This is a genomic window from Streptomyces drozdowiczii (assembly GCF_026167665.1).
Lineage (GTDB): Bacteria > Actinomycetota > Actinomycetes > Streptomycetales > Streptomycetaceae > Streptomyces > Streptomyces drozdowiczii_A.
This window is the reverse complement of record NZ_CP098740.1, coordinates 6,131,065-6,144,143: the sequence shown is the minus strand read 5'-3', so window position 1 is coordinate 6,144,143 and position 13,079 is coordinate 6,131,065. Positions and strand designations below refer to the sequence as shown.

General features: G+C 70.4%; 14 protein-coding genes. 2 read left to right on the top strand and 12 right to left on the bottom strand.

Features of this window, described 5'->3' with window-relative positions; translation table 11 throughout:
- Positions 1-15 precede the first annotated feature (15 nt).
- The 10 genes from NEH16_RS28000 to NEH16_RS27955 all read right to left on the bottom strand — a co-directional run bounded on the left by NEH16_RS28000 (position 16) and on the right by NEH16_RS27955 (position 8,546).
- Positions 16-471, bottom strand: a complete 456-nt coding sequence (locus NEH16_RS28000; RefSeq protein WP_265545695.1) for a GNAT family N-acetyltransferase — start codon at positions 469-471, stop codon at positions 16-18.
- Positions 472-517: 46 nt separating this feature from the next.
- A complete protein-coding gene (locus NEH16_RS27995) occupies positions 518-1,438 on the bottom strand; it encodes a hypothetical protein (protein WP_073968885.1) in 921 nt (306 codons plus the stop codon).
- Between the two features lie 70 nt (positions 1,439-1,508).
- Positions 1,509-1,787, bottom strand: a complete 279-nt coding sequence (locus NEH16_RS27990; RefSeq protein WP_073968886.1) for a hypothetical protein — start codon at positions 1,785-1,787, stop codon at positions 1,509-1,511.
- Positions 1,777-1,947, bottom strand: a complete 171-nt coding sequence (locus NEH16_RS27985) for a hypothetical protein (protein WP_265545692.1) — start codon at positions 1,945-1,947, stop codon at positions 1,777-1,779. The genes NEH16_RS27990 and NEH16_RS27985 overlap by 11 nt, the downstream gene beginning before the upstream one ends.
- The gene (locus NEH16_RS27980; protein WP_265545691.1) at positions 1,944-2,702 is read right to left on the bottom strand and encodes a chlorinating enzyme; all 759 of its coding nucleotides are present in this window, start codon (positions 2,700-2,702) and stop codon (positions 1,944-1,946) included. The genes NEH16_RS27985 and NEH16_RS27980 overlap by 4 nt, the downstream gene beginning before the upstream one ends.
- Positions 2,703-2,782: 80 nt before the next feature.
- On the bottom strand, positions 2,783-3,733 hold the full coding sequence (locus tag NEH16_RS27975; protein ID WP_073968888.1) for an amidohydrolase family protein: 951 nt from the start codon (positions 3,731-3,733) through the stop codon (positions 2,783-2,785).
- Between the two features lie 8 nt (positions 3,734-3,741).
- On the bottom strand, positions 3,742-3,993 hold the full coding sequence (locus tag NEH16_RS27970; protein WP_265545690.1) for an acyl carrier protein: 252 nt from the start codon (positions 3,991-3,993) through the stop codon (positions 3,742-3,744).
- Positions 3,990-5,636: an AMP-binding protein gene (locus NEH16_RS27965; RefSeq protein ID WP_265545689.1), complete on the bottom strand. Its 1,647-nt coding sequence runs from the start codon at positions 5,634-5,636 to the stop codon at positions 3,990-3,992. Before NEH16_RS27965 ends, NEH16_RS27970 begins: the two co-directional genes overlap by 4 nt.
- 411 nt (positions 5,637-6,047) lie before the next feature.
- Positions 6,048-6,989, bottom strand: a complete 942-nt coding sequence (locus NEH16_RS27960; RefSeq protein WP_265545688.1) for a helix-turn-helix transcriptional regulator — start codon at positions 6,987-6,989, stop codon at positions 6,048-6,050.
- Between the two features lie 1,134 nt (positions 6,990-8,123).
- A complete protein-coding gene (locus NEH16_RS27955) occupies positions 8,124-8,546 on the bottom strand; it encodes a YjbQ family protein (RefSeq protein ID WP_073968893.1) in 423 nt (140 codons plus the stop codon).
- A 103-nt stretch (positions 8,547-8,649) separates the two neighbouring features.
- Between NEH16_RS27955 and NEH16_RS27950 the strand changes: the two genes are divergently transcribed.
- Positions 8,650-9,741 carry an NAD(P)-binding domain-containing protein gene (locus NEH16_RS27950; RefSeq protein ID WP_265545686.1) on the top strand — a complete coding sequence of 364 codons (1,092 nt, stop codon included), beginning with the start codon at positions 8,650-8,652 and terminating at the stop codon, positions 9,739-9,741.
- Positions 9,742-9,756: 15 nt separating this feature from the next.
- On the opposite strand, the gene mltG is transcribed toward NEH16_RS27950, so the two are convergent.
- Both mltG and NEH16_RS27940 read right to left on the bottom strand, forming a co-directional pair.
- The gene (mltG, locus tag NEH16_RS27945) at positions 9,757-10,617 is read right to left on the bottom strand and encodes an endolytic transglycosylase MltG (RefSeq protein ID WP_265545684.1); all 861 of its coding nucleotides are present in this window, start codon (positions 10,615-10,617) and stop codon (positions 9,757-9,759) included.
- A 65-nt stretch (positions 10,618-10,682) separates the two neighbouring features.
- Positions 10,683-12,488 (bottom strand): ABC transporter ATP-binding protein, encoded by a 1,806-nt coding sequence (locus NEH16_RS27940; RefSeq protein ID WP_265545682.1) that lies wholly within the window; start codon positions 12,486-12,488, stop codon positions 10,683-10,685.
- Positions 12,489-12,632: 144 nt separating this feature from the next.
- Between NEH16_RS27940 and NEH16_RS27935 the strand changes: the two genes are divergently transcribed.
- Positions 12,633-13,076 (top strand): MarR family winged helix-turn-helix transcriptional regulator, encoded by a 444-nt coding sequence (locus tag NEH16_RS27935; protein ID WP_073968897.1) that lies wholly within the window; start codon positions 12,633-12,635, stop codon positions 13,074-13,076.
- Positions 13,077-13,079: the final 3 nt, after the last annotated feature.

The following is a 13,079-nucleotide window of genomic DNA, read 5'->3' as shown; positions in this document are numbered from 1 at the left end:
GGGGAGGGTGGGATGTCAGAGGAGGCGCGTCATGAACGCGCTGTTGGGGTCTTCCTTGTAGTCCGCGAAGGGCGCGCAGTAGGTGAACTGGAACTTCTCGTAGAGCGCGCGGGCCGGGGCGAAGAAGTCGGTCGCGCCGGTCTCCAGGCTGAGCCTGCGGTACCCCATGGCGCGGGCCTCGGAGATGATGTGGGCCAGCAGCAGCGAGGCCACGCCGGAGCGCTTGCGGGTGGGTTCGGTGCGCATCGACTTGATCTCGGCGTGGCCCTCCTCGATGCGCTTGACGGCGCCGCAGCCGACGAGGGCGTCGCCGTCGTGCGCGGTCCAGAAGGTGACCTCGGGCACCCGCAGTCCGTCGAGGTCGAGGGCGTGCTTGCTCTCCAGCGGGGTGATGGCCCGCATCTCCTCGACGTGCGCCTGGAGGAACTCCGCGATGTCGCGCCCGGAGAGGTCGTCCACTGAGATCTTCATGCGTCTCGCCTTCGCTGTGTTCGTCTGCTTGGTCGTCCGGCCCGGTTCAGGCGCCCGCGAGCAGCCCGCAGGCGAAGAAACCTGGGGCCGAGGACAGGGCCAGGTACGTCTCGTCCGGGCGGATGCCGACCTGGTCGTGGTAGTCGGCCAGGTTGATCATCCAGTCGGAGTTGCCGCAGTGGCCATAGTGTTCCAAGGGGCCGCTGAAGTGCAGCTGTTCCCGGCCGATCCCGGCGATGGTCGCATTGAAGAGCGCGACGGGGCGGTAGAGGTTGGTCGGGAAGACCTTCGTCACGTCGCCCGGTACGAGGTCGTGCGCGCCGAGGGCGGCGGCCAGGGCGGTCTGCGCCACCTGCTGGCGGGACAGGAACGAGTCCTGGCCGCGCAGCCCCGCGTGGTCCACGCCGACGGCCGAGGACAGCAGCCGTACGAGGCCGTCGCCGCGGGTCAGCAGGCAGCTGGCGACGGCGTCGCCGAACAGGGCGAACGAGCGGACGCGGTCGGCGTCGTCGGGCGTGTAGTCCAGCGAGACGAGGACGACGTTGCGCACCTCCTCGTCGGCCAGCAGGTCCCTGGCGTGGCGCAGCGCGGCGAGCGAGCTGCAGCACTGCTGGAAGGAGAGGACCACCGGTACGCAGTGGACCAGGCCGAGGGCGCCGAGGACCTCGGCGGCGAAGTCGGGCCGCAGCGAGGCGAGCCGGGCGTCGCTGGTGGCGAAGACGACGCGGTCCACGTCGGCGGGGCGCACCGAGGCGTCGCGCAGGGTGGCGCGCACCGTCTCGACGACGTGGTCCTCGACGGGGCCCGCGAAGGCGCGGAAGGTCCCGCAGCCCATGGTGGCGAAGTCGGCGTCCGAGGACTGCTCCTGCCACAGCCGCTCGAAGTCCGGGATGTCCTGCGCCTTGCGCTCCAGGGCACCGAAGGTGCACGCGAAGGAGCCGAGGCCGATGGTCGGGTGTGGTGTCACTGTCTCCCGTTTCCATGGGCCCGGACGCGGCGGGGGTACCGCCGCGTCCGGGTGCGCGGTGCCGTGCGCGTCACTTCGCCGCGGCGAGTGCGCAGGCGTCGATCTCGCGGACGACGGAGACGATGCCCTCGACGTCGCCCAGCCTGGACACCCACTCGGGGCGCAGCTGGACGCTGTCGTTCGTCTCCTCCTTGATGTAGTTCACGAGCAGCAGGATGATGTTGAGCGAGCTGATGCCCAGCTCCTCGCGGGTGGTGGCCCGTTCGACGTCCTCGCGGGTGATGCCCGCCGTCATGGGCTGGGTGGCGAGGAAGTCGGCGAACTTCGCGCGGCCGTCGTCAGCGCTCATCGGTCTCGACCTTCTTGAAGGGGACGCCGTTCAGGTTCTTGTCGAGGATGCGGTTGTGGCCGTAGGCGTCTTCGCCGGAGACCAGGACGCTGCCGTGGTAGTCCAGGCTGATCGTGTCGCCGAACTCGCTGAGGCTGTCGACGTCCTCGTAGACCTTCACCGAGGGGCGACGTAGCGGGAGGCGTAGCCGAGGCGGGTGGTGTCGCTGACGTTGGGCAGCGAGCCGTGGATGCACTTGGCGAGGAAGATGACGAACTGGCCGGGCTTCATCTCCATCTCGAAGACGTCTTCCTCGTCCGGGTTCCAGTCCTTGTCGAGCTGGAGCTCGGAGTAGTCGTAGCCGAAGAAGTCGTGGGACTTGCTCTCCACGTCGTAGGTGAGCGGCTTGGACTCGTCGTAGTACCACTTCTTGTGGCTGCCGGGGATGTAGCGCAGGCAGCCGTTCTCCTTGCCCGCCGGGGAGAACGCGGTCCACACGGTGAGTTCCTGGGTGTAGGCCTGGCCCTCCTCGGTGTACTTCAGGGAGGGCGTGGCGTCCGTGGTGGTCTCGCCCACCACGAAGGTCTCCACCTGGTGCCAGCCGGTGCCCGCGTCGCCGGGCGCCTTCTTGAAGATGTTGGTCTTCCAGCACAGGATGTCGTCGCCGATCAGGCTGCGCAGTTTGTGCACGATCTCGGGGCGGCCGACGTGCGCGGACAGCGTGTCGCAGTCCAGGTGGCGGTCGTAGTTGATGACCGTGGAGTTGTGCGGCTTGTTCTGCGAGGTGACCATCTCGATCATGGCCTGGTTCCACAGCAGTGGAGCCTCTTCCTCGCCGTACAGGTCGAACGGGCCGACGAAGCCGTTCTCCTGGAAGAACTTCACCTGTTCGTCGGTGAGGCCGAGGAACTCGGTCTCGGTCGAGCTTTCAGACACGACGCTGCCCTTCTGTAACCGGAAATGATCTTCTGCGACCGGAATGGGGTACGGGGGGATGGGGCGGGTCCCGCGGCGGTTCACGCGGCGGGCGGCGCGCCCTGCTTCAGCTTGTTCTTGGCGAGCAGCCGGGCCGCGTTGCCGTGGAAGAAGAGGTCCCGGTCGGTGTCGCTCATCGACTCGGGGAAGGCCCCTTCCTTCTCCAGCTTCTCCACCAGGTTCACCTGGCGCCCCTGGAGCCGGAAGACCGGCCAGTCGGTGCCGAAGAGGACCTTGTGGTTGATGCCGCGCCCGAACAGCGTGCGCAGGGCCGTGGCGCCGAACGCCTCGTAGCCGCTGACGTCCACGTAGACGTTGGGGCGGTTGTTGCACAGCATCGCGACCTCGTCCGGGTAGTGGACGCTGCCGTGCGCCAGGACGAAGTCGACGCCGGGGAAGTCCTTGGCGGCCCGGTCCACGTAGATCGGCTGGGCGATCTCGAAGTCGAGGACCGGCGAGGTGGCCCCGATGTGCGAGAGCACGGGCAGGGAGTACCGCTCGCAGATCTCGTAGTACGGGTAGAGGGCTTCGTCGGAGAGCTTGTAGCCGCACGGCGGGTACAGCTTCATGCCGTCGAAGCCGTACTCCACGATCGACCGCTCGAAGAGCGCGAGCCCGTCGGCGCCCCAGCGCGGGTCCACGCCCACCAGGACCCGGAAGCGGCCGGGGTGGCGCTCCACGACGGCCCGGTGGTGGTCGATGAGCTGCTCGATGGTATGGGTGCTGTCCCTGAGCGCGTACGTGAAGTCGGGCAGCAGCAGGACGGACTCGGAGATGCCCGCCTCGTCCATCTGCCGCACCAGTTCGTCGCAGTCGGGGTCGGTCAGCGTGCCCGCGTGCATGCGCGCGACCTTGTCCCGGGAGACGGGCAGGCCCTTGCTGGTCAGCGCCACCGTCATGTTGTCCACCACGCCGTCGTTGAACGACCTCGGGAAGCACATCCCGGAGGCCACGTGGGTGTGGAAGTCGATGATCTTCTGCTTCTCGTCCATGGCGTCCCTCAGCCCCGCCGGACGATGGCGATGACGTCCGCCACCGATTCGGCGGCGACGAACGCGTCGACCCGGCCGAAGGCGTCGATGCCGGTCTTCTCCTCCAGGACGAAGACGATGCTCATCAGCGCCAGGGAGTCGACTCCCAGGTCGCCCCTGAGGCTCATGTCGGGGCGCACCCCGCCCTTGGCCGCCTTCTTCGGGATGGCGCCCGCGATGATCCGGCACATCTCTTCGTCGCTCGCTTGGCTCGTGTTCAACGTCCCACTCCGGTCCGTTCGGCGAAGACCCTTCGCGTGACCGCATTGCGGTCGATCTTGAAATTCCTCGTCAACAGGCCCTCTTCGACGGTCAGTTCCGCCGAGGGCCGGAAGACGGTCCGCGCGATCCTGAGCGCGGACTCCCGCTTCCCGTTCGCCTCCTCCAGGTACGCCTCCACCTGCGCGACCCGGTCCGCGTCCGCCACGTCCTCGACCCAGACGACGCAGCTCAGCAGTCCGCCGCCGTCCGGCGCCGCGACCATCGCCCGCACGCCGGGGCATGCCTTCTCCAGGGCGAGTTCCAGCTCCTCGGGGTTGATCTTCACCCCGCTGCGCGTGATGATCACGTTCTTCTTGCGGCCCTTCAGCCGCAAGAAGCCCGCGCGGTCGAACTCCCCGAGGTCCCCGGTGACGATCCGGCCGTCGCCGAGGAAGACCGCGTCCTGCGTGCCGACGCCCTCGAAGACGTACCCCAGGCACTGGGGCAGTCCGGTGCGCACGGTGATCTCGCCGTCGTCCGCGACGTCCACGCGCACCCCGTCCACCGGGCGCCCGGCGCTGCCGATCCGGTGCCCGCCGGGCAGGTTGAAGGCGATCCAGCCGATCTCGCTGCTCCCGTAAACCTCGAAGAGCGGTGCGCCCAGGCGCTGGAACACCCGCACCGTGCGCGGGGGCACCGGGGCCGAGCCGGTGAGCATCAGCCGCACCCGCGACCCGTACACCCCCGTCCAGCGGCGCCCGAGACGGGCCCGCAGCCGGCGGCCGGCCCGCCCGGGGACGAGCGCGTGCAGGGCCGTGGCCAGGAGGTAGGGCAGCCGCTCGCGCGGGCCCGCCGAGCCGACCCGGTTGGCGGGCAGCTCGAAGAAGGACGGCGGCCCGAGGACGACCGTGGGCGCGAGTTCGCGCAGCTTCTGGAGCATCCGCTCCGGGGGGACCACCGTCACGTCGGTGCCGTACCGCACGGCCGTGTACAGCAGGTACCGCTGCTGGAAGTTGGAGAACGGCATCACGATCAGCAGGTCGTCGTCGGCGGTGAGCCGCCACGCCTCGGCGGAGATGCGCATGGTGTTCTCCACCCCCGCTGCGGACATGAGCAGGCCCTTCTTGCTGCCCGCGGTGCCCGAGGAGAAGGCGATGGTGAAGGCGTCCCCCGGCAGGGTCGGTCGCGCACCGGCCGGGACGTCGCGCCGGACGAGCTTCAACGGCCGCGCGGTGAGCGCCGCGACGCCGTCCGGCAGCTCCCCGTCCGGCAGCTCACCATTCGGCAGTTCTCCGGCCGGTCGTTCTCTGTCCGGCGCGGGCGCCCTGGTCGTGAAGACCGCCGCGAGGCCGTACGCGTCGGCGAGGGCCGCCAGCGCCCGGCCGTCGGCGCCCTGCTCCAGCGCCAGGGCCACCGGGACGCAGCCGAGGCCGAGCAGGGCCAGGTCCGCGAGGACCCACTCGTAGGAGTTGGGGCCCGTCACCCCCACCAGGTCACCGGCCCGGCACCCGGATTCCCGCAACTCGTCCATGAGTTCCATGACGTCCTTGTAAATCTCCGGGAAATTCCTCGTTTCGAGTTTCCCGGCGAAGGACACGAAACGCATCCGGCGTTCGGGGTGCTCCGCCAAGCTCCGGTACAGGTCATTGATCGAATTCGACACGGAATTATCCCCAGCCGGTGTCGCCGGCCGGAGCGGCGGTCGCGGTCGCGGGAATTCCCCGCTGCCCTGCGGCGGAAACCTCCGCACTGCCCAGGACGGCCACGATGATCGCGATTCCCGCAGCAGTCACCTTGCCGAAGCGATGCACTGTCCAGCCCCTCACTACGTCCGTTGCCGCGCCTTGTCACCGGTTCTCGCGAATTCCGCCGTACCGCGCTGCGGGCCGCTCACCGTTCTGGCATCAACGTGCCAGGAGCGCGGGCCGAGTAGTGAAAAACCGGTGGAGCATCAAGCTGCATGGCAACTTGATGTCCACGAGAAGGAAAGGGGCAAGCCGGACGAGGGGGAGCCAATCGGGCTGCGGTGTGAAGGAACCGTGGCGACGCGGCGGCACTGGCGCGTCACCGCAGGTCACTTGGGCTGTTCCTGCAGAGCGAGCAGGTAACCGGCCTGGAAGCGGCTCTCGGCGTCGAGGGACGTCATGATCTCGGCGACGTGGCGCCGGCAGGTGCGTACGGACATCCCCAGGCGGCGGGCCACGGCCGCGTCGGTCATCCCCGCCGTGAGCAGGCGGACGATGGCGTCCTTGAGGTCGTCCATGATCTCCGGCTGGGCGTCGCCGTCGGCCTCGAAGGGCTCCGCGGTCAGCCACAGGCGCTCGTACGTCTCCACCATGAAGGCGACGACGAACGGATTGCGCACCACCACCGCGCCGTTGGGGTCGGCGGGGTTCGCGAACACCGCGCACTCCCGGTCGAACACCAGGAACCGCATGAACTGGTCGTCCAGCGTGCGCACCTGGGCCCCGCGGCGCGTGACCTGCTCCACGTAGGACTGGGTGCCCCGGCTCGAGCGGGCGGTGTGCTGGTAGAGGATCCGCATCACCACGCCCCGGTCGAGGGTGTCGTAGTCCCGCGGCGCCGCCTCGACCAGCACGTCCTCGCGACGGCCGCCGCCCGGCTGGGCCGTGAGGATCTCCCGGCCGGCCTTGGCCGACAGCTCGGCGATCGCGGCCCGCACGTCGGGGAGGTTGTCGATGGTCTCGATCTGGCGCCGGTTCTCGCGCGCCAGCAGGCTGGCGTCGAAGACCGGCGAGAACGACACCAGGCGGCGCCTGACCTCCTCCACCCGCGCGCGCCGGGTGCGCAGTTCGGACTCCAGGGGGAGCAGTACGCGGGTGGTCGCCTCGTCGGGGGACACGGCGACGAAGCCGCGCCCCGGCCGGTTCACCAGCAGGCCGAGGGCGACCAGGTCGGCCAGCGCCTCCCGGAAGTGCTCCTCGCGCACCTCCAGCTGTGCACACGCCGTCTCCACATCGAGCGCGTCCCCGTCACACCTGCTGGCGTCGAGCATGAATCCGTACACGCGTCGGAGAAGTCCACTGTCCAGGAACTCCCCCGGAACATCCTCATGTGTCTTCAATTTCCGCCTTCTCGCACCCATGGCAACTAAATGCCGTGCAGCAACCGGACACGGAGACGATAAAGCGCGACGGAAGATCTTGTTAAGGCGTGGTCCGACAGATGGACAGGCCCCCCGCGCAAAACGATCACGGGTCTCGCCGGTTCCGGCCAGGCGGGCCGCCGGGCACCGACCCGTACGGCGTCCGGGAGCGTGAAGACCCCAGGTCATCCGGGGGTCCTCACCGCCATGACGAAGAAACACTGCGAAATCAAGACACGGCCCGGCGCCGGACGGCAGGAAAATAACGGCCGGTACCCGTTGGGCGCCAGGATTCTTCGCGTACGGCGGGCCGCTGGCCGAACTTCACCCCCGCCGGATTTCCCCGCTGCCCCGTATCGGGGGCCGGGACGCCCCCGGCGTGCTTCAATTGGCTGCGCGCGAGTACGGGGGTGCTGTGGGGGTGCGCTGCGACGCCTGACGTCCGAAGGAGCCACGGCGAGAACCTGTACGCCCGCATCGCCGCGGACCCGCTCCGGCGGCCCGATCAGGTGCGCCGCGAACTGGACTGGTCTGGCGAGGAGTTCGCCGCCGCGCCGGCGGCCCTGGCCGAGCCGCGACTGGTCGCCGCGTCCCGCACCGCCCCCAGCGGCTGGACGGTGCCTCGGCTCAGCCTCGAGAGCGGCCAACTCCCGTCCCGACGCGGCGTATCGGTCCCGGAACCACACGGCGTGGTACGGGCCGACAGTGTCGCGCCTGAAGCCGGCCCTTGTTCCGCGCCGTACACGAGCAGCGCGGTGGGGCGCCCTGTGACGTCTGGGTGCAGAGCCGCGTATGGCACTGCCCGCACAGGGCGACCGTGGTCAACAGGTATTCACGGCTGCGGCGACCAAACCGTCGTACGGGCCCTTCTCGTCACGGAGCCACGGGCCCAGGCTGGGGCGGGTCACGGGATCGGTGGCCCCGGAGACCTCCCAGTCGTCCGCCCAGCCGATGACGTGAGCCCCGACGGAGGCGGCGGCAGAGAGTCGTTCGAGCGCGCATGGTACGGAGAATCGGCGGTACGACCCAGCTGAACGATCTCGATCAGCCCAGGAAGCTCAGCCGCACCTGCCGCTCCGCGTTGTCCACGTTCGTGTCGACCAGGCACACCGACTGCCAGGTGCCCAGTTCCAGTCGGCCCGCGATCACCGGCAGGGTCGCGTGCGGGGGGATCAGGGCCGGGACGACGTGGTCGCGGCCGTGGCCGGGGTGGCCGTGGCGGTGCTGCCAGCGGTCGTCGGCCGGGAGCAGGGTGTGGAGGGCGGAGAGGAGGTCGTCGTCGCTGCCCGCGCCGGTCTCCAGGACCGCGATTCCGGCGGTGGCGTGCGGGACGAAGAGGTTGAGCAGGCCGTCGCGGCCGGAAGCCGCGCGGGCGAGGAACTGTTCGCAGTCCGATGTCAGGTCGGTGACGGTCTCCGTGGAGCCCGTCGTGAGGTGCAGGACCGTGGTGGTGAAGGCGGAAGGCATGGGCCCCATCCTGCCGTGGCCCGGGGCCGGAACCGTTGAGCGACGGGCGCGCGGGAAGTTCCGCGGGACCGTCGGAGTTGGTAGAAGCGTGAACGATTTGGCGATGCGGTCGGTGGACGTCGTGGTGATCGGCGCCGGGCAGGCGGGGCTGTCCGCCGCGTACCACCTGCGGCGCGGCGGTCTGGAGCCGGACCGCGACTTCGTGGTCCTCGACCATGCCCCGGCCCCGGGCGGCGCCTGGCAGTTCCGGTGGCCTTCGCTGACGTACGGCAAGGTGCACGGGATGCACGCGCTGCCGGGCATGGAGCTGACCGACGCGGACGAGGAGCGGCCCTCGTCCGAGGTCATCGGCGCCTACTTCGACCGGTACGAGCGTGCCAACGGGCTGCGCGTGCACCGACCGGTCGACGTCGTCGCCGTGCGCGAGGGCGACAGCGGCCGGCTGCTGGTCGAGACCTCCGAGGGCACGTACGCGACGCGCGCCCTGATCAACGCGACCGGGACATGGGACCGGCCCTTCTGGCCGCGCTACCCGGGGCAGGAGACGTTCCGGGGGCGGCAGCTGCACACGGCCGGCTATCCGGGCCCCGCCGAGTTCGCCGGACAGCGGGTGGTCGTCGTCGGCGGAGGCGCCTCCGGTACGCAGCATCTGATGGAGATCGCCGAGGTGGCGGCGGAGACCCACTGGGTGACGCGCCGGCCTCCGGTCTTCCGGGAAGGGCCCTTCGGGGCGGACCAGGGGCGGGCCGCCGTCGCCATGGTGGAGGAGCGGGTCCGGCGCGGGCTGCCGCCGCAGAGCGTGGTGAGCGTGACCGGGCTGACCGTCAACGACGCCATCCGGCGCGCCCGCGAGTCCGGGGTGCTGGACCGGCTCCCCATGTTCGACCGGATCACGCCCTCCGGGGTCGCCTGGGACGACGGCCGCCACATCGAGGCCGACGTCATCCTCTGGGCCACCGGCTTCCGCGCGGCCATCGACCATCTCGCCCCGCTGCGGTTGCGGGAACGCGGCGGCGGTATCCGGGTAGAGGGCACCAGGGCCGTGCGCGACCCGCGTATCCACCTCGTCGGCTACGGCCCCTCCGCCAGCACGATCGGCGCCAACCGTGCCGGGCGTGCCGCCGTGCGGGAGATCATCGCGCTGGTGCGGGACGGGGTGCCTGCGGGGCCCGCGAAGGCGCCCGCCCTGGTCTGAGGCCGGGGCCCGCTCTCATCCCCCTCCCCCGCGGTTCCGGTTGAACTCCGCCACGTTCCGCTGCTGTTCCGCGTAGTCGTCCGTGAAGCGGGTGTCGCCCGGGGCCACCGTGACGAAGTACAGCCAGGGGCCCGGGGTGGGGGTGATCGCGGCGGTCATCGCCTGTTCGCCCGGGTTGCCGATGGGCGTGGGCGGGAGTCCCTTGTGGGCGTAGCTGTTGTAGGGGCTGGCGAGCTTGGTGTCGCCGGTGGTGGTGTCCAGGGTGCTGCGGTTCAGCGCGTAGTTGAGGGTGGAGTCCATCTGGAGGGGCATGCCCCGGTCCAGGCGGTTGTGGATGACGCGGGCGACCTTGCCCATGTCGGCCTCGGTGTCCGCCTCGGCCTGGACGATGCTGGCGATGGTCACCGTCTGGTACACGGTCACGTCGTTGCGGCGGGCGCCCGCCGTGATGTGGTCGGCGCCGAAGTGCCGGCCCGCCGTGTCGGTCATGTAGCGCAGCAGGCTCTTCGGGGTGGTCGCGGAGGTGACCGGGTACGTCGCCGGGTAGAGGTAGCCCTCGGGGTTCCCCTTAGCGGCGGCCGGGAGCGGCAGGTCCGATGTCGGCGCGGCTGCGGCGGTGGTGCCGGCGGGTACGCCGAGGGCTTGGTCGACGGCCTCGTAGACCTGGGGCGCCCGGCGGCCCTCGGGGATCACCAGTGTGCGGGGTGTTTCCTCGGTCTTGGTTTCTCGTGTGAGCAGGGGGACGAGCACCGCTGCGGCCACGACGAGGACGAGCAGGGAGCCGATGAACAGCGTCAGGCGGCCGCGCCGGGTCAGGCGCGTGCGGCGGCGGGGCGGGGTGACCGGGGGCGGGGGATCCGGGGTCTCGTGCGCCATGCGGGCACGCTAACCCGCGCCGGTCCCGGGGCCGGGGACGCCATGCCCGGCGGCAAGCCTCCCGGTCAGCCCGCCACGGGGGCCATCTCCGTGTCCCGGCGGACCAGTGCCGCGTACCGTCCGTCGAGCCGGAGCAGCTCCTCGTGGGTGCCGCGCTCCGCCGTGCGGCCGCCGTCGAGGACGACGATCTGGTCGGCGTCGCGGACGGTGGAGAGCCGGTGGGCGATGGTGATCGTGGTGCGTCCGGCGGAGAGCGCGTCGATGGCCTCCTGCACGGCGTGTTCCGTACGGGTGTCGAGCGCGCTCGTCGCCTCGTCCAGGATCAGCACCGGCGGGTCGCGCAGGATGGTCCGCGCGATGGCGAGGCGCTGCTTCTCGCCGCCGGAGAAGCGGTATCCGCGCTCGCCGACGAGGGTGTCGTAGCCGTCGGGCAGTGAGGCGATGTGGTCGTGGATCTGCGCGGCGCGGGCCGCCGCCTCGATCTCCTCGTCGGTGGCGTCCGGTTTCGCGAAGCGCAGGTTCTCGGCGACCGAGGCGTGGAAGAGGTATGTCTCCTGCGAGACGACGCCGACCGCGCGGGCGAGGGTGTCGAAGTCGAGGTCGCGCACGTCGACCCCGTCGAGGGTCACCCGGCCGCCGGTCACGTCGTAGAGCCGGGGCACCAGGTAGCTGAGGGTGGACTTGCCGGAGCCCGTGGGCCCGACGACGGCCAGTGCGGCTCCGGCGGGCACGGTGACGTCGACGCCGCTGAGGGTCGGGCCGCTCTTCTCGTCGTAGCTGAAGTCCACGTTCTCGAAGCGGACCTCGCCGCGGATCTTCTCCAGGCGCACCGGGTTCTCCGGCTCCGTGATGTCCACGGTGAGGTCGAGGTATTCGAAGATCCGCTGGAAGAGCGCGAGGGACGTCTGCATCTGCACCCCGGTGGAGAGCAGGCTCACGGCGGGGCGGAAGAGGCCCTGCTGGAGGGAGACGAAGGCGACCAGGGTGCCGATCGAGACGGCGGGCCCGCCGGACTGGAGGGCCATGCCGGCGGCCCAGTAGATGACGGCCGGCATGGCGGCCATGACGATGCCGATCGTGGACATCCGCCAGCGTCCGGCCATGCTGGAGCGCACTTCGAGGTCGACCAGCCGCTCGGACTCCTCGGAGAAACTCTGGGTGAGCGAGTCGGAGCGGCCCATCGTGCGGCCGAGCAGGATGCCGCTGACGGACAGCGACTCGGTGACGGTGGCGGCCATGGCGGCCATCTGCTTCTGGCGCTGGGTGGTGATCTTCTTGCGCTCGCGGCCGACCCGGCGGCTGATCCAGACGAAGACGGGCAGCAGGAGCAGCGAGACGACGGTGAGCCGCCAGTCGAGCGCGAGCATGGCGACGACGGTGGCGATGACCGCGGTGAGGTTGGAGACGAGCGAGGTCGCCGTCGAGGTGACGGTGGCCTGCATGCCCCCGATGTCGTTCGCGATCCGGGACTGGACCTCACCCGTACGGGTCCGGGTGAAGAAGGCGAGCGGCATCCGCTGGAGCTGGGTGTAGACGGCCGTGCGGAGGTCGTGCATCACGCGCTGGCCGACGGTGGTGGAGATGAGCGTCTGGAGCACACCGAAGACGCTGTTCATCACGGCGGTGAGGACCATGCCGAGGGCGAGCAGCGTGAGCAGCCCGGTCCGGCCCTGCGGGAGGGCGGTGTCCAGGATCTCGCGCAGCAGGAACGGCGAGGCGACCGACACCAGCGAGGAGGCGCCGACGAGCAGTCCGACCACCGCGAGGCGGCCGCGGTACGGGCGGAAGAGGCGGAGGATGCGGCGCAGCTCGACGGGCGGCTGGGCGGCGTCCTTGGGCGGGGGTGTCCACATGGGTTCGTCGGGTTTCATGGGCTCCTTCGTCGGACGTGCGGCAATGGGGCGGGCGGGGCCGCCCGGACGCGGGGATCGCGACCGTGACAGTCGAGCCGAATGAGAGCATAGCTCATTGTTACCCCTACTCACAATGAACCAAGTCCTGATACTGTTCCTCCCATGGACTCCCCCGACCCCGACGGCATGCTCGCCGAACAGCTGCTGCGGCTCACCCGCAGGCTCCAGCGCATCCAGGGCCGCCAGCTGGAGCCGATCGGCATCACCCCCGCGCAGTTCCGGCTGCTGCGGACCGTCGCCCATTACGACGGACCGCCCCGGATGGCGGATCTCGCGCAGCGCCTCGACGTGGTCCCCCGCGCCGTGACCACGCTGGTGGACGCCCTGGAGGCGAGCGGCAGGGTGCGCCGCGTCCCCGATCCGGACAGTCGTAGGGTGGTCAGGATCGAGATCACGGACGAGGGCATCGCCACGCTCCGCTCGCTGCGTGACGCGCGCCGGGCGGCCGCGGAGGAGATCCTTGCTCCATTGACCGCCGGCCAGCGCGAGGTGCTCGGCGGCCTGCTGACCGCCCTGGTCGACGGAATGCCGGAGCGCCGCTGCTGACCG